Annotated in this window: 21 protein-coding genes; 9 read left to right on the top strand and 12 right to left on the bottom strand. The window is 27.7% G+C overall.

Translation table 11 applies throughout. The annotated features are described in order from the left end of the window. Positions 1-279: 279 nt before the first annotated feature. The 4 genes from BMUR_RS03080 to def form a co-directional block, all read right to left on the bottom strand. Positions 280-1,107, bottom strand: a complete 828-nt coding sequence (locus BMUR_RS03080) for a GGDEF domain-containing protein (protein ID WP_013113137.1) — start codon at positions 1,105-1,107, stop codon at positions 280-282. Positions 1,108-1,231: 124 nt separating this feature from the next. Further along, positions 1,232-2,470 (bottom strand): M23 family metallopeptidase, encoded by a 1,239-nt coding sequence (locus BMUR_RS03075; protein WP_013113136.1) that lies wholly within the window; start codon positions 2,468-2,470, stop codon positions 1,232-1,234. 111 nt (positions 2,471-2,581) lie between these two features. Continuing rightward, the gene (locus BMUR_RS03070) at positions 2,582-3,235 is read right to left on the bottom strand and encodes an HAD family hydrolase (protein ID WP_013113135.1); all 654 of its coding nucleotides are present in this window, start codon (positions 3,233-3,235) and stop codon (positions 2,582-2,584) included. A 29-nt stretch (positions 3,236-3,264) separates the two neighbouring features. Further along, positions 3,265-3,834 carry a peptide deformylase gene (gene def / locus BMUR_RS03065; RefSeq protein WP_013113134.1) on the bottom strand — a complete coding sequence of 190 codons (570 nt, stop codon included), beginning with the start codon at positions 3,832-3,834 and terminating at the stop codon, positions 3,265-3,267. A 231-nt stretch (positions 3,835-4,065) separates the two neighbouring features. On the opposite strand from def, the gene BMUR_RS03060 reads away from it, so the two are divergent. Together BMUR_RS03060 and BMUR_RS03055 are read left to right on the top strand one after the other, a co-directional pair. Next, entirely contained in the window at positions 4,066-4,725 is a 660-nt protein-coding gene (locus BMUR_RS03060) for an HAD family hydrolase (RefSeq protein WP_013113133.1), read from the top strand. A 4-nt stretch (positions 4,726-4,729) separates the two neighbouring features. After that, entirely contained in the window at positions 4,730-5,815 is a 1,086-nt protein-coding gene (locus BMUR_RS03055) for a tetratricopeptide repeat protein (protein ID WP_013113132.1), read from the top strand. Positions 5,816-5,838: 23 nt separating this feature from the next. On the opposite strand, the gene BMUR_RS03050 is transcribed toward BMUR_RS03055, so the two are convergent. From BMUR_RS03050 to yedE, 4 genes are all read right to left on the bottom strand, one after another. After that, positions 5,839-6,279: a MarR family winged helix-turn-helix transcriptional regulator gene (locus BMUR_RS03050; RefSeq protein WP_013113131.1), complete on the bottom strand. Its 441-nt coding sequence runs from the start codon at positions 6,277-6,279 to the stop codon at positions 5,839-5,841. A 144-nt stretch (positions 6,280-6,423) separates the two neighbouring features. Continuing rightward, positions 6,424-8,028, bottom strand: coding sequence for a peptide ABC transporter substrate-binding protein (locus BMUR_RS03045; protein WP_013113130.1), 1,605 nt, complete (start codon positions 8,026-8,028; stop codon positions 6,424-6,426). Between the two features lie 353 nt (positions 8,029-8,381). Continuing rightward, on the bottom strand, positions 8,382-8,615 hold the full coding sequence (locus tag BMUR_RS03040; protein WP_013113129.1) for a sulfurtransferase TusA family protein: 234 nt from the start codon (positions 8,613-8,615) through the stop codon (positions 8,382-8,384). A 295-nt stretch (positions 8,616-8,910) separates the two neighbouring features. Further along, a complete protein-coding gene (gene yedE, locus BMUR_RS03035) occupies positions 8,911-9,996 on the bottom strand; it encodes a YedE family putative selenium transporter (protein ID WP_013113128.1) in 1,086 nt (361 codons plus the stop codon). Positions 9,997-10,141: 145 nt separating this feature from the next. On the opposite strand from yedE, the gene BMUR_RS03030 reads away from it, so the two are divergent. From BMUR_RS03030 to BMUR_RS03010, 5 genes are all read left to right on the top strand, one after another. Then, positions 10,142-10,750 (top strand): hypothetical protein, encoded by a 609-nt coding sequence (locus tag BMUR_RS03030; RefSeq protein ID WP_013113127.1) that lies wholly within the window; start codon positions 10,142-10,144, stop codon positions 10,748-10,750. A 494-nt stretch (positions 10,751-11,244) separates the two neighbouring features. Next, positions 11,245-12,246, top strand: coding sequence for a metal ABC transporter substrate-binding protein (locus BMUR_RS03025; protein WP_013113125.1), 1,002 nt, complete (start codon positions 11,245-11,247; stop codon positions 12,244-12,246). 3 nt (positions 12,247-12,249) lie between these two features. Beyond that, on the top strand, positions 12,250-12,942 hold the full coding sequence (locus tag BMUR_RS03020) for a metal ABC transporter ATP-binding protein (protein WP_013113124.1): 693 nt from the start codon (positions 12,250-12,252) through the stop codon (positions 12,940-12,942). Next, positions 12,939-13,757, top strand: a complete 819-nt coding sequence (locus BMUR_RS03015; RefSeq protein ID WP_013113123.1) for a metal ABC transporter permease — start codon at positions 12,939-12,941, stop codon at positions 13,755-13,757. Before BMUR_RS03020 ends, BMUR_RS03015 begins: the two co-directional genes overlap by 4 nt. Positions 13,758-13,771: 14 nt before the next feature. Next, a complete protein-coding gene (locus BMUR_RS03010; protein ID WP_013113122.1) occupies positions 13,772-14,341 on the top strand; it encodes a TIGR03943 family putative permease subunit in 570 nt (189 codons plus the stop codon). A gap of 372 nt (positions 14,342-14,713) precedes the next feature. On the opposite strand, the gene BMUR_RS03005 is transcribed toward BMUR_RS03010, so the two are convergent. From BMUR_RS03005 to BMUR_RS02990, 4 genes are all read right to left on the bottom strand, one after another. Continuing rightward, entirely contained in the window at positions 14,714-15,712 is a 999-nt protein-coding gene (locus BMUR_RS03005) for a DUF3089 domain-containing protein (RefSeq protein ID WP_013113121.1), read from the bottom strand. Positions 15,713-15,851: 139 nt separating this feature from the next. Continuing rightward, a complete protein-coding gene (gene thrB / locus BMUR_RS03000; RefSeq protein ID WP_049768305.1) occupies positions 15,852-16,826 on the bottom strand; it encodes a homoserine kinase in 975 nt (324 codons plus the stop codon). A gap of 1 nt (position 16,827) precedes the next feature. Then, positions 16,828-17,883 (bottom strand): threonine synthase, encoded by a 1,056-nt coding sequence (gene thrC, locus BMUR_RS02995; protein ID WP_013113119.1) that lies wholly within the window; start codon positions 17,881-17,883, stop codon positions 16,828-16,830. A gap of 292 nt (positions 17,884-18,175) precedes the next feature. Further along, positions 18,176-19,393, bottom strand: coding sequence for a M20 metallopeptidase family protein (locus BMUR_RS02990; protein WP_013113118.1), 1,218 nt, complete (start codon positions 19,391-19,393; stop codon positions 18,176-18,178). A 273-nt stretch (positions 19,394-19,666) separates the two neighbouring features. On the opposite strand from BMUR_RS02990, the gene BMUR_RS02985 reads away from it, so the two are divergent. After that, positions 19,667-20,410 (top strand): DeoR/GlpR family DNA-binding transcription regulator, encoded by a 744-nt coding sequence (locus BMUR_RS02985; protein WP_013113117.1) that lies wholly within the window; start codon positions 19,667-19,669, stop codon positions 20,408-20,410. A 17-nt stretch (positions 20,411-20,427) separates the two neighbouring features. Beyond that, positions 20,428-21,345, top strand: a complete 918-nt coding sequence (pfkB, locus tag BMUR_RS02980) for a 1-phosphofructokinase (RefSeq protein ID WP_013113116.1) — start codon at positions 20,428-20,430, stop codon at positions 21,343-21,345. Positions 21,346-21,360 lie beyond the last annotated feature (15 nt).

Below are 21,360 nucleotides of genomic sequence, written 5' to 3'. Positions count from 1 at the left end.
TATAACTAGCTTTTTATATTTTGTTAGTATACTTAAAATAAACGTTTATTGAATATTGTGTTTATATGATATAGTTTTGCTTATTATAATTTTTTAAGCTTAAAAATGTATGGTATATTTTTTAAATATTATTGAAAATATAATAACTGTAGAGATATATTAAAAACATCGGTTTATCTTCTTATGCTCGTATATGAAAGGTATAATACAAAAATGAGTATTTGAACTCGTAAATGACTGACTTAGAATAGAAAACATGTATTATTTTACTCTTAAATTTTAAAATTTCAGTATAACAGATTTGTTTCTTCCTGTTTCTTTTGCATTATATAATGATTGGTCTGCCTGATGTATAAAAGCTCTTAAACTTGTATTTCCTTCTTTTACAGCACCGCCTAAAGATGCAGTAGCTTTCAATGAGTATTCATCTGTAGAGAAATCGCTTTCCATTAGACTTATTCTTATTCTCTCCATAGCATTATAAAGTTCATCTCTATTATTTATATCAAAAACCACAATAAACTCTTCTCCGCCGTATCTCCCAAGTATAGATTTATGTACAATGCTTTTCAATGCTTCTTTCATCACTTTTGAGGCATTCTTTAATACATGATCGCCTATATTATGCCCATAGCTGTCATTATAATGTTTGAATTTGTCCAAATCTATTATTACAATAGAATATATATGTCCGCTTATTTCTTTTTCATTTAGATATTTTAGTATATATCCTCTGTTATAAAGATTTGTGAGTTTATCTCTGTTTGCCAAAAATGATAACTTTTCACTGTAAAGTATTATAGATAAGTAATTTATTAATATTTCAATTTTTTCTCTGTCTTTTTCACTATTAATCAGTATAAAGCCGAAATTATTTCCTCTTGCAAATAATTTATATTTTTTATTATTATCTTTATTATCTATTACAGATTTATTTGAAGATATATACCATAAATTAGCCTCAGCATTTCCTTCTTTGTAAAAATAAACAGCAAAACTTTCTATTACATTTTTTGAACTTGCTTCAAATGTTTTTATTATTCCGTCTACAGAGAAAGGCTCTGGTATTTCATTTAATGTATCGATAATTTTTATAATGTCATTCATAATGATGTATTATACTCAAATAGATATAATTGTAAATAGTAGTATAATAAAAAATATTAAAAAAATAAAAAAGGACTCATAAAAATGAATCCTTTTATATGTATATTGTTTAATAACTATATTATTATCTTCTTCCTCTCAAAAACTTTTTAATAGGTATAAAATCAGCTGGATTCAATGCTACACCGTTTCTTCTAACTTCAAAATGTAAATGGCTTCCAGTAGATCTTCCAGTGCTTCCCATTCTTCCTATCATAACGCCAACACCTACATTTGCCCCTGCTTTTGTAGTTATTGAATTAAGGTGTCCGTAATATGTAGTGTACCCTTTATCATGTCTTACTATTACCAAATTTCCGTATCCGCCGCTGTATCCTGCAAATATTACTTTACCTTTTCTTGCAGCATATACTGGGGTATTAAGTCTTCCCGGTATATCAACGCCCATATGTTTTGTTCTTACTCCAGTAATAGGGTGTACTCTGTATCCAAATACGCTGCTTATTCTAGTTATGGTTGTAGGAAGACTAAACATCTGTCCGAATTTATCTATTCTTTCATCTAAAGTGTATTTAGCACCCGGTAAGAATATATCGTCTCCTGCCTCTATATCAGCAGCATCAGATATTTTATTGAAAGTAAGCACTCTTTTTAATGAAACATCATATCTTTCTGTAACATCTTCTAAAGATTCCCCTTTTTTTATAGTATACAACAGTCCGTTTCTATTAGGAACTATGATTTTTTGTCCAGGTCTTAATCTATTTGCATTGCTTATTTTATTAACACTTACTAGAGTGTCCAAATTAGCACCTATTTTTCTTGATATAACAGTGAGATTATCTCCTTCTTCTATTATATATTCATCATATTTCATTCCGATAGTTCCATCTCCTACCAATGTATTATCAGAAGTTATAGTATTATAAAATATATCTGTAGCATTTTCTATTGTTACTGCAGAAGTTACAGTAGGTACATCAGATAAGCTGGATTCAGGATTGTTAGATAACTGCTCAGGAGACATTTCATCTAATACTTTATTGTATGCAATATTTGAAGGAAGTTTATCCTTTGGAAGTATAGCGGCATTAGAAGTCTGACGCATATTCATTATTAAGAAATTGGCAAGAAATAGAAATAGTGAGAATGATACAACAGTTAAAGCAAATTTCTTAATTAAATTTGAAAACATTTTGTTGTGTTTCTTTTCATTATACCTTGCCGAGTGTACAAAAGTAGTTCTTATTCTAGGGGTATCATTATGAAATTTCGACTTAATACTTTCAAATATATTTTCTATATGCAGAAATATACCTTTGCTTTTTCTAATTTTTGTGTACTTAAATTTGTTATTTTTCATATCGCCGTTAAATTAATACTAATTGTTTTTATTAAGAAATAATTTCTTCTAATATACAAACATTTTTTAGTATTGTCAATAGTTTAATATTCTTTTTTTAAATTTACTTTCTTATAATGCATAATCGGCAATTTCTTTAAATGAATTTAAATAATAATCATTATTATTTAGATTTATCAAAATATTTTTATCGGTTATGCCGTATAATGCTAATACGCATTTTATTTTAGAATTAACAGCAAAGTCATAATCAGGAACCCCATCTCCAACCATAATAGTTTCATCTTCTTTCAAATTATAATCATTTTTTATACCGTACCATATATTAACATCAGGTTTCATGTATGGGTAAACACCATCTCCTATCACAGCCTTAAAAAATTTTATTATATTTAGTTTTTCTGCTGTTTTTTTTACCATTTTATTGGGCTTATTGCTTATTATAAACATATTAATATTATGTTTGTATAATAGTTCTAGTGTATCATAAACTCCGCAGTATAATTTAGTATTATCGGCACAATGCTCTTCATAGTATTTCATATAAAAGCTGTATACTTCTTCTTCAATATTTTCATTGTTATAGTATTTATTTACAGCACGTTTTATAAGCATTCTAGCACCATTGCCTACAAAATTATGTGCATCTTCAATTGTTATGTTTTTTAAGTTAAAATGTGTAAGTGCTGCATTTACGCAATGATAAATATCATCTATAGAATCTGCCAAAGTACCGTCCAAGTCGAATATTATGTTTTTAATCATTTTTTATCCATTTTTAATTAATTTTTTTATTAATTAGTAGTATTTTGCAGCTTTTCTCTGTTTTGTAGTTTTTTTATTCCTCTTACAGTATTATTTCTAAGGTCTTTTAATTCTCTTTTTAATCTTCTTTTTTGATATGATTCCAGTCTGTCTATAAATGATATTCCATTTGTATGATCTATTTCATGCTGAAGTACTTTTGCTATATATCCTTCAGCTTCAAGTATCTGCTCATTTCCTTCTTTATCTAAATATTTTACTTTTATCTCTTTATATCTTGCTACATCATCTCTTATTTCTGGAAATGACAAACAGCCTTCTTCTAATATTTCTTTTTCTTCTCCATGCCATATTATTTCAGGGTTTATAAGGGCTAATTTGAAGTCTGGTTTAGTTTCATCATCAAAATCAGGTACTGATATAACTATAAGTCTTTTTAATATTCCTATTTGAACAGCAGCAAGTCCTACACCTCTTTCTTTATACATAGTTTCAAACATATCGTCTATTAATGTAAGTATTTCATCATCTATTTTTTCTATCTTTTCTGATACCTGCTGAAGTCTTTCATCTCCATATATAACTAACTCTCTAAGCATATTTATATTTTCTCCTAAAAAATTATCTGTAAAAATTGTATATTCATTATTATAAATTAATACTCATTATTAATTAATATTAAATTTCCTATATAATATTAAATTTCCTATATAATATTAAATTTTTTGCTTATAGTCAAGACATTTTTGTATTAGGTTTACATAATTTTTTTATATAAATTGATTAAATTCCTTTGACAAATGATTATTTTGTAGTAGAATAACATTATTATGATGAAAGCGGCATATTTTGATTTGGATAAAACTATCTTAAAAAAAGATTCAATAGTTCCTTTTATGAAATTCTATTTAAAAAAGAATCCTTCAAGTTTTATATATTATATAGCTTTGCTTCCTTATTTTATTTTATTTTGTTTAAAAATAATAAATAATGAAAGCGTAAAGTATAGAATAGCACATATATTTAAAAATATAGATATAGAGTTTGGAGATAAAATAGGAAAAGAGTTTGCAGATACTGCAGTGCCATCTCTTTATTATAGGGACGCTTTGGAAGAAATAAAGAAATTAAAAAGTAAAGGTTATACACTTGTTTTAGTTACAGCCAGTTTTGAGATTTATGCAAAATATATAGCAGAAAATTTGGGTTTTGACAGATGTATGGGTACTGAGCTATGGACTTTTAGGGGAAAGTATACTGGTTATATGTACGGAAGAAACTGCTATGGTACTGCTAAAAGATACAGACTCTTTACAGAGCATTTTTTTCCGAAACATAGAGATAAAAATATAGCATACAGCGATTCTATAAGTGATTTACCTCTCTTTGAATTTGCCGACACTAAAATATGTGTTAATCCTGATAAGAGATTAAAAGAGCATGCTTTAAAAAATAAAGATAAAGGCTTTATTATAGTTAATTGGAGATAAAATTATGTTAGCTAGTGAAAGTGTAAATAATATTAATGTAGATGATGATATTAAAGAAATTATAAAAGAAAGCAATGATATTGTTATAGAAAAGATAAATAATTTAATAGATATAAATAATATTTCATATGCTAAAAAACTAGCTTTAGAATTAATAAAAAAAGATAATAAATATAAATACGGATATTTGGTTTTAGCAGACATATATTATGAAGAAAATGATTTTAACTCTGTAATAGAATTAATGGATAATGGTCTTAATTTTATAAAAGATGATAAGGATTTGCTTGAAAATAAGATTGAAGCACTTATAAATACTTATCAATATGATAAAGCTAAAGATGTAATAGAAAAACTTATATCTATTGGAGATATTAATTCTAGTATTTACGGTCAGTACGGAATTATACTTTCAATGGAAGGAAAGCATAATGAAGCTATAGAAAAATACAAAAAGGCTGTATCTATAGATAATGACGATGTTTTATCTATGATTAATATGTCAGTAGCATACAGAACTATGTATAAATATGAGGAGGCTTTTGATATATTGGAAAGGGCATTAACCGTAAATAAAAATAATGTCAATATTATAAACAGAATTAATAATATAAAATATTTAATAGATAATTCTAAATTTTATATAGACAATTTCACATCAATAGAGGCAAATCCAGATAGATTTCATTTGCTTGTACCAGAAAATTTTAATGCTTCTATAGATGGTTCAGACGGTGCTGTATTAAAAATAGAAAGTCCGGATAATAGAATATCAATTATAATAAGCTACAGCAATGAAAAATATGACGAAAAGGATATAAAAGAATTATTTGACGGATTTAGAGATAGAAGAGGGGAGCTTTATTCTATTATTAAACCAATATCTATAAAAAACAGAGAAAATTATAATGATTTATTTGCTGAGTTTATTTTCACATCAAAGATAAATAAAAATGACTTTTTTAATGCTATAGCTCTTATAAGTAAAGGAAATGAATCTATAATACTTACAATTTCATCTACTGTAACTGTAAGCAATCGTTTAATATCATTTGCCTGCGATGTAATGAATAGTTTATATTTTAAATGATTAATTTAGTATTTTGTCATTATTTAAAAATCAATATCTTTATTTTGTATATTGCTTAATAATTTTTCTACTAATAATACCAAAGTTTCTTTTTCTTCAGATGACATATTATGAAACATTATTTCATTATTTTTTTTAATATCTTCAAATACAATTTCTTTAACTTTTTTGCTTTTAGGAGTTAAATATATTTCTTTATATCTTTTATCTTCGCTGCTTATTTTTCTTTTTATAAATCCTTTTTTTTCCAATCTGTAGAGAGTTCCAGCTATTGTAGGATTACTTAAACCTAAGAAATTTTCTATATCCCTTTGATTAACAATTTTCTGCTCATTATGATAAAGAAACATTAATATATCCATTTGAGAAGATGTTAATTTATGTTTATCCAAAAATTTATTGAATCTGTTATCCAAAGCAGTATGAAGCTCTTTTATTAATTTTCCTATAAACACATCTTCCATATAAATGTTACCTCTGTTCAAATTCTATTATAATAATATAATATATGAATTTTTATATAAAAAACAAGAGTATAAAATATAATTGCTGCAATTTTATATAATTATAAAAATTGCAGCAGATATATTATTATTATTATATATTAATTATTTTTCCAAATATGAATATGAGAATTTATACTGAGCAAACGGAATATAAAATACATCTTTCAGTCTTGGACTTTTTAATACAGCAGGTTCAAAATATGCTATAGGTATTATAACAGCCTCATCTTCTATAAGTATTTTTTCTGCTTTATGAAGTTCTCTCATTCTGATATTTTGATCTATAGTTTTTGAAGCAGTTATTATTGCATTATCAAATTCTTTATTTGTAAACAGAGAGTGGTTTTTGTATGAATAGCTTACAAACATGCTTAAAAAAGTAGTAGGATCATTATAACTTCCAGTCCAGCTTGCTGATGCCATAGTATAATTTCTTTCCGTTCTAAATGAATGTATAAAAGGTGCAAATTCCATCTGAGTAAGTTTTACATCTATACCTAGATTAACTTTCCACATATTCTGTACAGCCTCAAACATAGGTATATCATTACTAAATGTAAGTGCAAATTCTAATACTGGAAAGCCTTCTCCATTAGGATAACCAGCCTCAGCCATTAATCTTTTAGCTTCTTCAACATTTTTTTGATAATCCGCTTTATTTGTGCTTATATATTCACCAGCATTATCTCTGAAATATCCTTCAACATCAGTAACTCCCCAAGGTACTAAGGCACCAGCAGGTCTTCCAGATTTTAATACATTATCTACTATATAGTTTCTATCTATAGCAAGTGATAATGCACGTCTTACTCTTTTATCTTTTAGAACTGCATTTGTAGTATTTAAGGCATAATACTGAGTTCCTATTCTTGTGGCAGTATCAATCAAACCTTCTGCTTTTAATGTATCTATATCCTGATATGGAAATTGGTCAGAGAAGTGTAAAGATCCTTCTTTAATTCCAGCAACTGCCGAATTAGGATTATCCATAAGAACAAATTTTATTTCTTGAGCTACTATAGTATCAGCATTCCAATAATTTGTATTTTTTACTACAGTAATGCTTTCATCTGTTTTTCTTTCTTTTAAAAAGAAGGCCCCATTTCCTATACATGTTGCAGGATTTCTTGTCCAGTTATCAGGGTCTTTTTCTACCATATCTTTTCTTACTGGAGAAAATACTGGAAGATTTACAAGTTCCAAAAAGTATGCAGTAGGGTATTCAAGTTTTACTTCTAAAGTATAATCATCAATAGCTTTTATTCCAAACTCGTCTACAGGTAAATATCCGCCATTAACATTTGAGAAATTTAATATAGGTTCAAATAAATAACTAGGCTCGCTTGCAGTTTGAGGGTCAACAACACGCTTCCAAGAATATTCAAAATCCTGAGCTGTTAATGGTTTCCCGTCAGACCATTTGCCGTTTGTTCTTAGATGAAATATATATGTAAGTCCGTCATCAGAAATATCCCAGCTTTCAGCGGCACCGGGCTGTATTTCTATGTCTTTATATTTTGTAGTTAAACATTCAAATAAATGTGTTACATAGGTAGAGCCCTGTAATGTTATGTTCAAAGCAGGGTCTATAGTTTTCGGTTCTGAACCTAGATTAACATATATTGTACTGTTTTTTTGGGATATGTTATCTTTAGAGCAGGATATAAAAAGAGCTAATATAAAAATTATCAAATAAAACTTTTTCATCGTACCTAACCTTAGTATAGTTATTTGAATAGAATTATATTTGATAATTTAGTATTGTCAACCATAAATTATTTTTTTAATTATTATTTATTGATAAGAAAAAAATATTTCTGTAAGCTGATAAAAGATGTTTAAAATATAAAGTAATGTATTTATTTTGTATAATAATAATACGATTTCATATATCTGATATTTTCAGCGGTGTATAATATCATGCTGATGACACTATAGATGGCAGATGACAATATATAAAAATTACATAATTACTTTTAAAATATATAATATCTTTTTTTCTTTATTTAAGATTTAAGTATATATTATTATCATATTAAAAAATATTTTTTGATTATTTATTATTTTGTCTTTTTTAAAGTTACTAATATATCTTCATTTTCTATATGGTTAAAAGTTCCTTCATAGCCATATTTTTTGCATCCTCTTATTACACTTTCACAGCTTGAATGCCCGCTTACCAAAACCTCTATTATTGTATTTAACTCCTGATTATTAATAGCAGCACATTTGGCTTGAAAAGATGCCTGAGAGCATGACATTCCTCTTGTATCAACTTTAATAATTTCAGACATAATATTTCCTTAATTTTAGTATTAATTAGTGTATTTTACAAAAATATAATATATTAAATTTAATAAATAAGCACCATTGTTAGAAGCCGTAATTATTATAATAAGCATTAGAAATTAATAAAAATATCTAAATATCATTTTTTATTATAACCTCTGCCTCTGCTGTATATTATCATAACTTATATATGTTCTAATAATACATAGCAGAAGCAGAGTTCATTATATAACTTCCAAAAATTTTGTGCAGTATATTTATTATATAATGACAACAACCTGCTGCACGATAAAGTGCGTATCAGCTTGCAGTATTTTCTTTCATTGTAAATCCTATGATTACACAGAATATTAAACCTAAAATAACAGCTCCCATTCCATATACTGTAGGACCTGCAGTTGAGCTTGCCAAATTAAAGTTATGAGCAAATCCTGCTCCTACTAGCATGCCTATAACGAATATAAAACTGTCCATATTTCCTTCAGCAGATTGTATCATTTGTCTTCCAGGACATCCTGCACCTAAAGTAAATGCTAAACCAGTAAGAATCATTGATACGGTATTCCATAAAATATTTGTGTGTGCTATTGGCTGATTTTCCATAGATAAATGGAATCTGCTTGTAGCTATATTAACTATAAAAGCAGCAATTATAAAAGCTATAACGCCTTTAGTCATATGAAAATCTTTCATAAATATTCCGTCTCTAAGTCCGCCTACAGTACAGAATCTTGATTTTTGAGCTACAAAACCTATTACTATAGAAGCTATTAATGCTATAGCTATAGGAGCTTTCATGCTTCCGGGACCTGATTCAGAGAAAAATATTGCTCCGCCTTCAGAGAATTTAGTTTGCTTTAATAATAAAATTAAAAGAATTACTGCTATCACTAAAGGAAGAAATCCTACTAATTTATTTTTATATGCTTTAGGCTGCCCCAAAGAGAAATTTTGTTTCCAGAAGAAAACACCTATTCCTCCTCCTATGATAATTCCTATTAATCCAAATATCCCATTGATATCTCCTCCAGCTACTCTGAGCAAAGTTCTCCAAGGACAGCCTAAGAAAACCAAAGCTCCTATCATAGCAAAGAAACCTAAACAGAATCTTATAATAGGAGAACTTCCTCCTTTAGGAACAAATTCTTTTGATATTAATGCCGATATTGCAGCACCAATAATAAGCCCAATTAATTCAGGTCTTATGTATTGTACTGCTGCAGCTCTATGCAGTCCTAGTGCCCCTGCTAAATCACGGGTAAAACATGCAACACATATTCCCATATTAGCAGGATTGCCCATTACAGAGAGCCAAGCAGCTATAGCTCCTATTACAGCACCAATGACTATAATACCTATAGAGCTTGTGAAAAAGTCTTTTTTCATTTTTTACTCCTTTTTAAATTATATTTTTTATGATTTTATAGTAAAAAAAATTAATTATCAATATTATTATTTAAGTAAAACATAATATTGTTATTTATTTTTTTTATAGTAAAATGTATATAATAAAAAATTAAGGATTTTGTTTATGAAAAAGATTATACCTGTTTTATTATTTTCTTTATTATTTATAGGCTGTTTGGATTATACTCAGTATGTAACTATAGATAATGATAAAAATATCACAGTTGTTGCCATAGTTACTATGTCCAAGTCTTTAGTAGAATTAGCTGCTTATTCTGAAGGATATGAAGATGGAGTTCCGGATTATTATTATGAAGATATACTTAGGGATATGGAAAGCGAAGCAAGAGACAGCTATCCTAGAAATTTTAAATTCAGACAAATAAATAATGATAATGAAATAGGGCTTTATATAAATGGTATTGTAAAAGCTCAAGATTTAACAGAAGATGACAGTTCATTAGTTCCTGTTAGAAGTGGAAATAAGTTTATGTTTACTCCTTTTAACTATTCTGAGAATTCTCAGGATTACAGCGAATATGCTTCTATGTTTAGTTCTATGAAGGTAAAATTGATTGTTTCAAAAGATTATATACCTACAATAACTTCTTGTTATATTTCATCTTATGATGATGTAAAAGATGTTAATGTTTATGACTTGAAAGATGCATTTTTAATAGAAATTCCTATGTTTTCAGGTATAGATAGTCCTATTTTGTATATTGAGTTATAATTTTATTAAAGATGGTTTACAATATATATTTTTTGTAAACTTCTTTTTATAAATATGATAGTGAACAATAAAAATAAATATTCATAATTGACAATTATTTATTATAAATTATAATATAAAAATTATGAAACTTGTTGTAATATTATTTACATTTATTATATCTGTATATATTTTTCCTGTATGCTACATATTTTATCACTCCAATTATCATATGCACCATTCAGATGAACATTGTACAACATGTATTGAAATGTTTTCTATAGTAAAGGCTGTAACTAAAATAGCAAAATTCAGCAATATATACAATTCAGTTATAATATATTTATCAATTTCTTTCATTTTTTTTGTAAGAATAATGAAAGTAATATTTTATTTAAATAATAATCCTACTAAATTAAAAGTAAAACTGATAAATTGATTTAATTTCCTTTATATGTTTTATATTTATTATTTAATTTAACAATTTTTTTATTTTTATATATAAAGGACTTTTTATGATAAAGAAAATATTAATTCTCATTTTTATTATATCAGTATTATCATGTAATACTAATAAATCATCTAATTATGATGATACAAGTAAAGAAAACAATAAAATAAAAGTAGTAACTACAATATTTCCAATATATGATTTTGCAAGAAATATATTATTAGATAATTCAAGCCTTCAAATGATAATAAGACCGGGAGTAGAGATTCATTCATTTAATGCTTCGCCTTCAGATATAATTGATATACAAAATGCTGATGTATTTATTTATATAGGAGGAGAAAGCGAGGAGTGGGCTGAAAAGGTAGTCTCTTCTATGGATACCAACGGCAAAAAAATAATTAAGTTAATTGATTATGTAAATGCTTTAGATGAGGAAATTGTTGAAGGTATGGAGCATGATGAAGAACATAATCATGAAGATGAAGCAAATCATGAAGATCATGATAATATTTCAGAGACACATACCCATGAAGGAGTTTATGATGAGCATATATGGACTTCTCCGAAAAATGCTGTTTTAATGGTTAATGCTATAAGCAAAGCTATGTCAGAAATAGACCCTAATAATGCAGATACATATAAAGCTAATGCTGATAAATATAATAAAGAACTCTATGCTTTAGATAATGATTTTAGAGAGGTAATAAACTCATCAAAAAGAAAAGATATAGTATTTGGCGACAGATTTCCTTTTAGATATTTGGCTGATGAATACGGACTTAACTACCGAGCACCTTTTAACGGATGCAGCAGTCAGTCGGATGTTAGTCCTAAAACATTAACGTATTTAATAGGCTATATAAAAGATAATAATATACCTTATCTTTATTATATAGAATTAAGTAATGAAAAAATAGCAAATACTCTTATAGAACAGACTGGAGCAGAAAAATTACAGCTTCATTCTGCACAGAGTATAACTAAAAAAGAGTTTGATGATGGAGCTTCATATTTATCTATTATGAGGGATAATTTGGAAAGTTTAAAAAAGGGTTTGAATTAAAATATGTTGGCTATAAAAGATTTATCAGTATTTTATGATAGTAATGAAGTATTATCAAATATTAATTTCTCTTTATCAAAAGGAGATTATCTTTCTATAATAGGTGAAAATGGTTCTGGTAAAACCACTTTAATAAAAACTATACTTGGACTTATGAAACCTAAAAAAGGAAGCATAACATTTGATAGTATAAAGAAAAATGAAATAGGTTATTTACCGCAGCAGGGAATAGTACAGAAATCATTTCCTGCAAGCGTATTTGAAGTAGTGATTTCTGGAAGACTTAATAATAAAAAATTTCTTCCTTTTTATACTAATAATGATAAAAAAACGGCATTAGAAAATTTGAAGAAACTCAATATAGAAAAATTAAAAAATAAGTCATATAAAGATTTATCAGGCGGTCAGCAGCAAAGAGTGGCATTAGCAAGAGCTTTATGTTCTACTAAAGAGCTGCTTATATTAGATGAGCCTTCTACTGGATTAGACCCTATAGCTACTGTCGACCTATATAATCTAATAAGAAAACTCAATAATGAAGTTACTATAATAATGGTTTCTCATGATATAGCAAGTGCTGTAAAATATTCTAATAAAATACTTCATCTAAATAAAAATATTCTTTTTTTTGGAACAACTGAAGAATATATAAAAACAGATATATATAAAAGAATATCAGGGGAGGATATGAAATGATTGCTTTACTTCAGGAACTTTTTTCATATACCTTTATTATTAGGGCTGTTATAGTTGGAATATTGGTTTCATTATGTGCGGCACTTTTGGGTGTTAATCTGGTATTAAAGAGATATTCTATGATAGGTATAGGACTTTCTAATGTTGGGTTTGGAGCTTTGTCTCTTTCTATGATGCTAGGCTTTTCTACTCTTCAGCTTTCTATACCTATAGTGGCTTTGGCATCAATACTGCTTTTAAGATTAAGTGAAAACAGTAAGATAAAAGGCGATGCTGCTATTGCTTTAATATCAAGCGTATCTTTAGCTGTTGGTATCATAGCTATTACTGTAAAGACAGGTATTAACACAGATGTATGTAACTATATGTTTGGAAGTATACTTGCTATGAGCAAAAGTGAAGTTTATATAAGCATAGCAGTTAGTGTAATAGTGATAGTTCTTTATATATTGTTTTATAACAAAATATTTTTAGTAACTTTTGACGAAAACTTTGCCCGTGCTGTTGGTATTAATGTAGGGTTTTATAATATGCTTATATCTATACTTACATCTTTGATTATAGTATTAGGTATGAGAATGATGGGAGCTATGCTTATATCGAGCCTTATAATATTTCCAGCATTAACTTCTATGAGAGTATTTAATACTTTTAAGGGAGTTATAATTTCATCGGCAATATTATCAGTGTTCTGCTTTTTTGTAGGAATAGTTCTTTCATTTCAATTAGAATATCCTACCGGAGCTTGCATTGTTATGGTAAATTTGGCTATGCTTTTAATATTTACTGTAATAGGAAAAGTATTAAAAAGATAATTAAGGAGATGATAATGAATTTTAAATATATATTATTTTTATTTATAATGATGCTAATTTTATCATGCTCAAAAAAAGAGTATAATGACGGCTGGTTTGATATAGAAAAAAATTATGTTGATATACCTCAAAAAAAATATGATTACGGTAATCCTAGAGATAAGACAGAAAGTAATGAGGAACAAACTTCATCTTTAAAAGTTAATATGAATGCTATTGATATGAACAATATTATAGAAATTAAAGAGAGAATGTTTATCAATCAATGCAATGATGTTTATCTCAATCCTGATGACTATAGAGGAAAATTAATAAAACTTGAAGGAATATATGACGGCTTTACTGATGAAGAGACTGGAGAAAAACTTAATTTTGTATTTAGGTACGGACCCGGATGCTGCGGATATGACGGAGTGGCTGGTTTTGAGTTTAATTATAATGGTACTATACCAAATCCTCAGGAATGGATTGAGGTTGTAGGGGTTGTAGAAATACTAGAGATAGATAATTATGAAACAGTAAGGCTTAATGCTATAAGTTTGAATGTTCTTGATAAGAGGGGGAAAGAATTTGTAGCTAATTAAATTCTAATTAAATTGAGACAATTTCGTATATTTATATTTTATAAACCTTGTTTAGGGCAGGATAATTGTATTACTATCTTGCCCATTTTTTTATTTATGTTCAATAATAGGCTTGTTTCAAAACTCAATTTATTAATATTTATAAATTTTTATTTAATATTTTTTAATTATAGTTGGGGCTTCACAGTCGTGCCAAACCCCAGTTCTTTTATTGGTATAAAAGAACCAAAAGAACTGCATTTTATAGCTTAAATATAAAATTTATACAACATATAAAACATTTAATTGAATCATGATTAATATTATTTAATTTAGCATAAAATAGCAAACTCGTAAAATTGTTTGTCAAGTACTTTTGAAACAAGTCTAATTTTATTTCCAAAAGGCATTGAGTCTTTTCTTGGCATTTTCTTTCAAATCATAATAATAAAGCGATATATCATAAGTATGATAAACACCTTTTCCAAAAATACTTTGTTCTCCGAAATAAAAATCATCAGCATTTATAGTGCTGCATTTTACTACACCTCTTTTTTTATCTACTTTAGCATCTGCTATTTTTGTAGGAGTTCCATAATTTGTATATATATTAGCTCCTAAACTCTGCTCTTTTGAGGCCAAAGTTTCTTCAGTAGTCCAAGTTATTGGATTAATTGCTATTGAATCTTCTAAAAGAGTAGGATTATATCCATTAAAATCAGGACTCTCTGTATTATAAGAAATTATAACTCCAGTATCATATTCATTATTTGCAAATCTCAAATGGGGATTTTCTTCTATGTCTTTTTTTGTAACAGAATATCCGAATATATAGGCAGCAATCATTCTATTTTTTAAGTTTTCATTTGTTTTGAAATAGTCTATAAGTATTTGTTTTATCATCATAGCACCCTGAGAATGTCCTGCTAATATAAAAGGTCTTCCATTATTATAATTTTTTATATAATAATCAAATGCGGCAATTGCATCTTCTTTTGGAGCAGAATAAAAATATTTATTTTTCTCTTCTTCGCTTATATTGTTATTTTTATCTAAAAGATATATAGCATCAGCCTGCCTGTAAAACGGAGCATATATACTTGCTATTTCTTCAAATATTCCAGTTTGTTCAATCATTACATTTGTAGTATATCTTCTCATAGAAGGATAATCTATAGAGCATATCATATCTTCATTGGTATTTGCTCTTGACCAAGTTGTAGGATATAGATAAAAAACATCTGCTTCTCTTTCATTTTGATTTTCTGCTATATTAAGCCAATTATTTTTATCCGAATAATCTGATGTTTTTGTAGTTATATTACCTGTATTATTTGAACAGCTTATTATTATAATGCTTATTAATGTAAGATACGTTAATATTTTTGACATAATAATTCCTTTAATATTTTGATATATTATTTTGTAATTATAGAATCATTATATTATCAAAAATATATAAATCAATAAAAATATTAAATAAAAAGCATGCCATTTAAAAAACAGCATGCTTATCTAATATTTGTTTATATTATTTTATGATAATACCTTTTTTAGGTATATTAAGAACTTTTATTTCGGATTTGATTTTCTTTTTAGAAAAACTATTTTCCATGGCATTAGAAACTTTTTTGATTATTTTTTCATCGTCTTTAACTAAAGAAAGTATTGAAGAGCCAGCACCGCTTATAGTAACAGAGTATGCCCCAGACATTTTTACCTGCTTAAATAAATCTTTTAGTCCGGGTATAAACTTAGCTCTGTAATCCTGATGAAGTTTATCGTCAGTTGCCACTTCAAGTAAATCAAGTCTGTTAGAAGATAATGCAGAAGTGAGAAGTGCTGCTCTTGAAATATTAAATATGGCATCTTTTAAGCTAATCTCTTTAGGAAGAGCATTTCTAGCTTTTTCTGTGCTTAAATAAAAATTTGGTATTGCTACTACAGCTTTTAGTCCTTTAGGAGGATTTATTTTAACATATTTAAAATCTTCATCTTTTCTAACAACCCCAGATATTATTCCTCCCAATATAGCAGGAGATACATTGTCTGGGTGTCCTTCAAGCTGAACTGACATATTTAGTATTTCATTTTCAAGAGAAAGCTTATTTCCCAATATGTAATTTGCAGATAATAAACCTCCTATTATAGCAGCAGAACTGCTTCCTAGTCCTCTTGAAAGCGGTATTCTATTTATGCATTTTATTATATATCCTTTATCAGGTTTTGATTTTAATTTTTTAAATACCAGTTTCATAGCAGAAAGTATCATATTATCATCTTTTGATATTTCTTCTTCTCCTTCGCCTGTTATTTCAAAATCTATTTTTTTAGAATTAGTATTTTCATATATATGTATTTCATTATATAAATCTAAAGCAAGTCCAACACTGTCAAAAGCAGAACCTATATTAGCACTGGTAGCAGGTATTTTAAAAGTTACAAGTTTTTTATTTGTTATATTATTTTTATTTTCTTTATTGTTTTTCTTTTGAGCTTTATTCATATTATATTCCTATAGCTTTCCTTATTTCTTCTATATTGTTATCAACTTTTATAGGAGCAGAGCAAATTTTTATAGCATTATCAGGGTCTTTAAGTCCATTACCTGTAAGTACAGAAACTACAGTATCGCCTTTGTTTAATTTTCCAGCCTTGTAAGTTTTTATAACTCCAGCAAGAGAAGCAGCAGAAGCAGGTTCAGCAAATATTCCTTCTTCTCTTGTGAGCATTTTATAAGCCTCTAATATTTCATCATCTGTAACAGAATCTATAAATCCGTTTGATTCATTAGAAGCATTAACCGCTAATTTCCAGCTTGCAGGATTACCGATTTTTATAGCTGTAGCAATAGTTTGAGGATTTTCTATTACTTTATTTTGTACTATAGCGGCACAGCCTTCAGCCTCAAAACCTATCATTTTAGGTAAGTTTGATACTTTTCCATTTTCTTTATATTCTTTAAAACCCATCCAATAAGCAGATATATTTCCAGCATTTCCAACAGGTATAGCCAAATAATCAGGAGCTTTTCCTAATGCATCGCAAATTTCAAATGCAGAAGTTTTTTGTCCCTGAAGTCTGAAAGGGTTAATTGAGTTTACTAATGTAATAGGATATTTATTTGTAATATCAACAACAGCTTTTAAGGCTTCATCAAAATTTCCTTTAATAGCTATAACCTTAGCTCCGTACATCAAAGCCTGAGCCAATTTTCCCAAAGCAATATTACCATCTGGTATAACTACTATACATTGAATACCGCTTCTTGCAGCATAAGCAGCAGCTGATGCGGAAGTATTTCCAGTAGAAGCACACATAATAGCTTTTGAACCTTCTTCAAGTGCTTTAGCAACTGCCATTACCATTCCTCTGTCTTTGAATGATCCTGTAGGATTAAGACCGTCATATTTAAAATATAATTCTATTCCTCCAAGTTCTTTTCCTATTTTTTCAGCCTTTATTAATGGAGTATTTCCCTCATTTAATGTAATAAGCGGGGTTTTATCTGTAATAGGCAGATATTCTTTATACTCTCTTAAAAGTCCGTTCCATGTTTTCATAGTATTATCCTTTATTGTTTTTAATTAAAAAAATAATTATCATTAGCAGTATTCTCTATAGAATATAATATAAATAATAATTTTTCAAGGCTTTTTATGTGTTAATATATACTGAAATGATTTTATTTCTTAATTTCTATATTTTGTAAATGTATTATCGCTTTTTGATAGCATACTAACGCTGCTTCCCATGTTAAAAAAATAATTGTATGTATTTAGCAGTTTTGAAAAATCATTTTTTATAAATTATCTTTTTTAGCTATATTAAAAAATAACTATCATTAATTTATATTTAATCCCTCTCTTTTCCAAGCCAGAAAATATCTTTTTTTGAATAGCTTTTGTATAAGTTCATTATCTGTAAAGTAAGCCCTATTTCTATGCATTCTTCATCAGCATCAAAAAGTCCGTTATGAGCTTCATGTATTATTCCTTTTTTCTTGTTTCTAGCTCCTATATTAAAAAATGCCCCTGCTTTATTTTGTATAAAAAAAGAAAAATCTTCAGCTCCCATAGAAGGTTTTAATTCAAGTACGTTTTTCTCTCCAAGTAAACTAACAGCATTCTCTCTCACAATATCGGAAGCTTCCTTCCAATTAACAAGACTTGCAAAATATACTGTTTCTATAAACTCAGCATTGGCATCAAAAGAGTATGCTATGCCTTTTATTATTTTTTTTATTTTTGTTATTATTTTTGTCATAGTGCTTTCTCTCAAAGCTCTTATTGTACCAGTCATCTCAGTATAACCGCATATAATATTTTCAGCAGTTCCTCCATTTATGGTGCCTATTGTTATTACGGCACTGTCTTCTGCCTGAACATTTCTGCTTATTATTGTCTGAATGCTATCTATTATTTTGGCGGCTATTACTATAGTATCAATTCCTCCTGCAGGATTAGCAGCATGGGCACTTCTTCCATAAACTTTTATCTTAAAGTCTAAACATGATGCATTAACAATATTATCATTTATCTGTACAAATCCAGTATCGCTATGTGTAGAAACATGAAGCCCGTATATAACATTAACATTTTCCAATGCATTTTCTTTTATCATTCTCAAAGCACCTCCTACAGTTTCTTCTGCAGGCTGAAATATAAGTCTTATATTGCAAGGAGGTGTTATGCCTTTGCTATTATTTTGAAATACTGAAGCTATTCCTAAATTAATTGCAGTATGTATATCATGTCCGCATGCATGACACACTCCCTTATTTTTTGAGCTGTAGCTGCAGTTTTTTAAATCGTCAATTGGAAGGGCATCTATATCTGCTCTGAATGCTGCTGTAAAACTTTTATCTTTTCCTTTTATATCAGCTGTAATTCCAGTATCAGCAACTTCTGTTTTATGTTCTATATTATATTTTTTTAAATGATTAGAAATTGTATTCATAGTTTGGAATTCTTTTTCTGATAGTTCAGGGTGAGAATGCAGATCTCTTCGTATATTTATTAATTCTTCTTTTATTTCTTTTATTTTGCTTTTTATTAATTCTAATTCTTCCATAAATAAAACTTTAATAAAACTTTGTTAAGTATTTATTATATTATATATTTTTGATTATTAACTTCAATACTTATTATTTATGATATAGATTTAAAGTTATTAAAGAGTTTTTCATAACTATAATTCATATTTATTGTAGTACATATTATACAAGATATAGAATTTTTTAACAAATTTTGATTGATTTTGATTATTTTTGATTGAAATTGATTGATTTTTTCGGATTTTTTTATATAATTATTAATATAGAAAGTAAATAAGGATATTAAAGAAGTGCTAAAAGTAAGCAGATACGAATTGATACTTGAAGTTATAAAAGAAAAAAAGAACATAAAGATAGAAGAACTAATAGAGAGACTTAATGTATCAGAGGCTACAATCAGGCGTGATTTAACATTTCTTGAAGAGGCTGGAAAGATAAAGCGTGTTCATGGAGGTGCAGTACTAATTGATTCTCAGGAAGAGAGTTTATTATACAGAAGAGAAATATTTTCAGAGGAAAAAGATAATATAGGTAAGTTTGCTGCTTCTTTAATAGAGAAAGGAAGTACTATATATCTTGATGCGGGTACTAGTGTTTTTGCTATGATTAAATATTTATCTGGAATTGAGAATATAAAAGTGATAACAAACGGTGTAAGCCATATAGATGAACTTAATAATAAAAGAATAGAAACTTATTTGATAGGCGGAAAGATAAAAACTCTTACAGGGGCATTGGTTGGAGGAACTGCTGCGATGTCTCTAAAGAATTTTAATTTTGATTTGGCATTTATGGGTGCTAACGGTATTGATATATACGGATATTCTACGCCAGATAGTGAGGAGGCATTGATAAAAAGTGAGGCTTCTAAAAGGGCAGGTAAAACTTACTTTTTATGCGATGAATCCAAATTTAACAAAAGAAGTCTTATAAACTTTTGCAGTTTGGAAGATTCTTATTTGATAACCAATGCGAAGGAAATAGATGATAATATAAAAAATAAATTAAAAGGATTATTTATTGTTAATCAATAAAAAGCGGGGGATTATTTATGATATATACTTTAACACTAAATCCTGCTGTTGACTATTATATAGACATGAACAGCTTTGAAGAGGGAGAATTAAATAAAGTTGATAATGCCTATACATTAGCAGGAGGAAAAGGAATTAATGTTTCTAAAGTATTAAAAAACTTTAATATCGATTCTGTGGCTTTAGGTTTTTGCGGAGGGTTTACTGGAGATTATATAAAAAAACATCTTAAAGAATATGGTATTAAAGAGCATTTTATATACTTAGAAGAAGATACTAGAATAAATATAAAATTAAAAACTTCAAAGACAGAAAGCGAAATAGCAGGCAAATCACCAAATATTTCAAAAGAAAAAGTTAATGAATTATTAAACTTCATAAAAACTAATATAAAAGAAAATGATATATTAGTATTATCTGGAAGCGTACCTAGTTCTGTAGAAAGCTCCATATATAAAGACATTATATCAATAGCAAATAAAAATATAAAAGTAATACTTGATGCTAGAGATGAGGCATTCAAATTCGGATTAAAAGAAAAAGTATTCCTTACAAAACCAAATAAAAAAGAATTAAGCGAATATTTTAATAAACAAATAGAAACTACAGAAGATATAATAAAATATGCTAGAGAGTTAATAAAAGAGGGAAGTGAGAATGTAATAGTATCTTTGGGTAAAGACGGATCTATTTTAGTAACAAAAGATGAGGCTTATTTAGGAAATGCTCCAGACGGAAAATTGATAAGCTCAGTAGGTGCTGGAGATTCTATGGTGGCCGGTATAGTGTATGGATTAAGCAATAATTTAAATATAATTGATTCTTATAAATATGCTATAGCAAGCGGAAGTTCTACTGCTTGTTCTGAAGGACTTACTACGTTTGATAGTATGAAAAAATTTTTAGAAAATACAGAAATAAAAAAAGTTAATTAATTTTATAAAAAACGG

It is taken from the genome of Brachyspira murdochii DSM 12563, assembly GCF_000092845.1.
Lineage (GTDB): Bacteria > Spirochaetota > Brachyspiria > Brachyspirales > Brachyspiraceae > Brachyspira > Brachyspira murdochii.
This window is presented reverse-complemented; position numbering and strand designations above follow the sequence as displayed.

Coding starts and splice junctions, on each gene's coding strand:
- BMUR_RS03060 (WP_013113133.1), top strand. CDS start 4,066: ATGATGAAAGCGGCATATTTTGATTTGGATAAAACTATCTTAAAAAAA.
- BMUR_RS03055 (WP_013113132.1), top strand. CDS start 4,730: ATGTTAGCTAGTGAAAGTGTAAATAATATTAATGTAGATGATGATATT.
- BMUR_RS03010 (WP_013113122.1), top strand. CDS start 13,772: ATGAATTTTAAATATATATTATTTTTATTTATAATGATGCTAATTTTA.
- BMUR_RS03080 (WP_013113137.1), bottom strand. CDS start 1,107: ATGAATGACATTATAAAAATTATCGATACATTAAATGAAATACCAGAG.
- thrB (WP_049768305.1), bottom strand. CDS start 16,826: ATGAATAAAGCTCAAAAGAAAAACAATAAAGAAAATAAAAATAATATA.
- BMUR_RS03040 (WP_013113129.1), bottom strand. CDS start 8,615: ATGTCTGAAATTATTAAAGTTGATACAAGAGGAATGTCATGCTCTCAG.
- BMUR_RS03045 (WP_013113130.1), bottom strand. CDS start 8,028: ATGAAAAAGTTTTATTTGATAATTTTTATATTAGCTCTTTTTATATCC.
- BMUR_RS03025 (WP_013113125.1), top strand. CDS start 11,245: ATGATAAAGAAAATATTAATTCTCATTTTTATTATATCAGTATTATCA.
- BMUR_RS03005 (WP_013113121.1), bottom strand. CDS start 15,712: ATGTCAAAAATATTAACGTATCTTACATTAATAAGCATTATAATAATA.
- BMUR_RS03050 (WP_013113131.1), bottom strand. CDS start 6,279: ATGGAAGATGTGTTTATAGGAAAATTAATAAAAGAGCTTCATACTGCT.
- BMUR_RS02990 (WP_013113118.1), bottom strand. CDS start 19,393: ATGGAAGAATTAGAATTAATAAAAAGCAAAATAAAAGAAATAAAAGAA.
- BMUR_RS03015 (WP_013113123.1), top strand. CDS start 12,939: ATGATTGCTTTACTTCAGGAACTTTTTTCATATACCTTTATTATTAGG.
- thrC (WP_013113119.1), bottom strand. CDS start 17,883: ATGAAAACATGGAACGGACTTTTAAGAGAGTATAAAGAATATCTGCCT.
- yedE (WP_013113128.1), bottom strand. CDS start 9,996: ATGAAAAAAGACTTTTTCACAAGCTCTATAGGTATTATAGTCATTGGT.
- BMUR_RS03020 (WP_013113124.1), top strand. CDS start 12,250: ATGTTGGCTATAAAAGATTTATCAGTATTTTATGATAGTAATGAAGTA.
- BMUR_RS03030 (WP_013113127.1), top strand. CDS start 10,142: ATGAAAAAGATTATACCTGTTTTATTATTTTCTTTATTATTTATAGGC.
- pfkB (WP_013113116.1), top strand. CDS start 20,428: ATGATATATACTTTAACACTAAATCCTGCTGTTGACTATTATATAGAC.
- BMUR_RS03070 (WP_013113135.1), bottom strand. CDS start 3,235: ATGATTAAAAACATAATATTCGACTTGGACGGTACTTTGGCAGATTCT.
- def (WP_013113134.1), bottom strand. CDS start 3,834: ATGCTTAGAGAGTTAGTTATATATGGAGATGAAAGACTTCAGCAGGTA.
- BMUR_RS03075 (WP_013113136.1), bottom strand. CDS start 2,470: ATGAAAAATAACAAATTTAAGTACACAAAAATTAGAAAAAGCAAAGGT.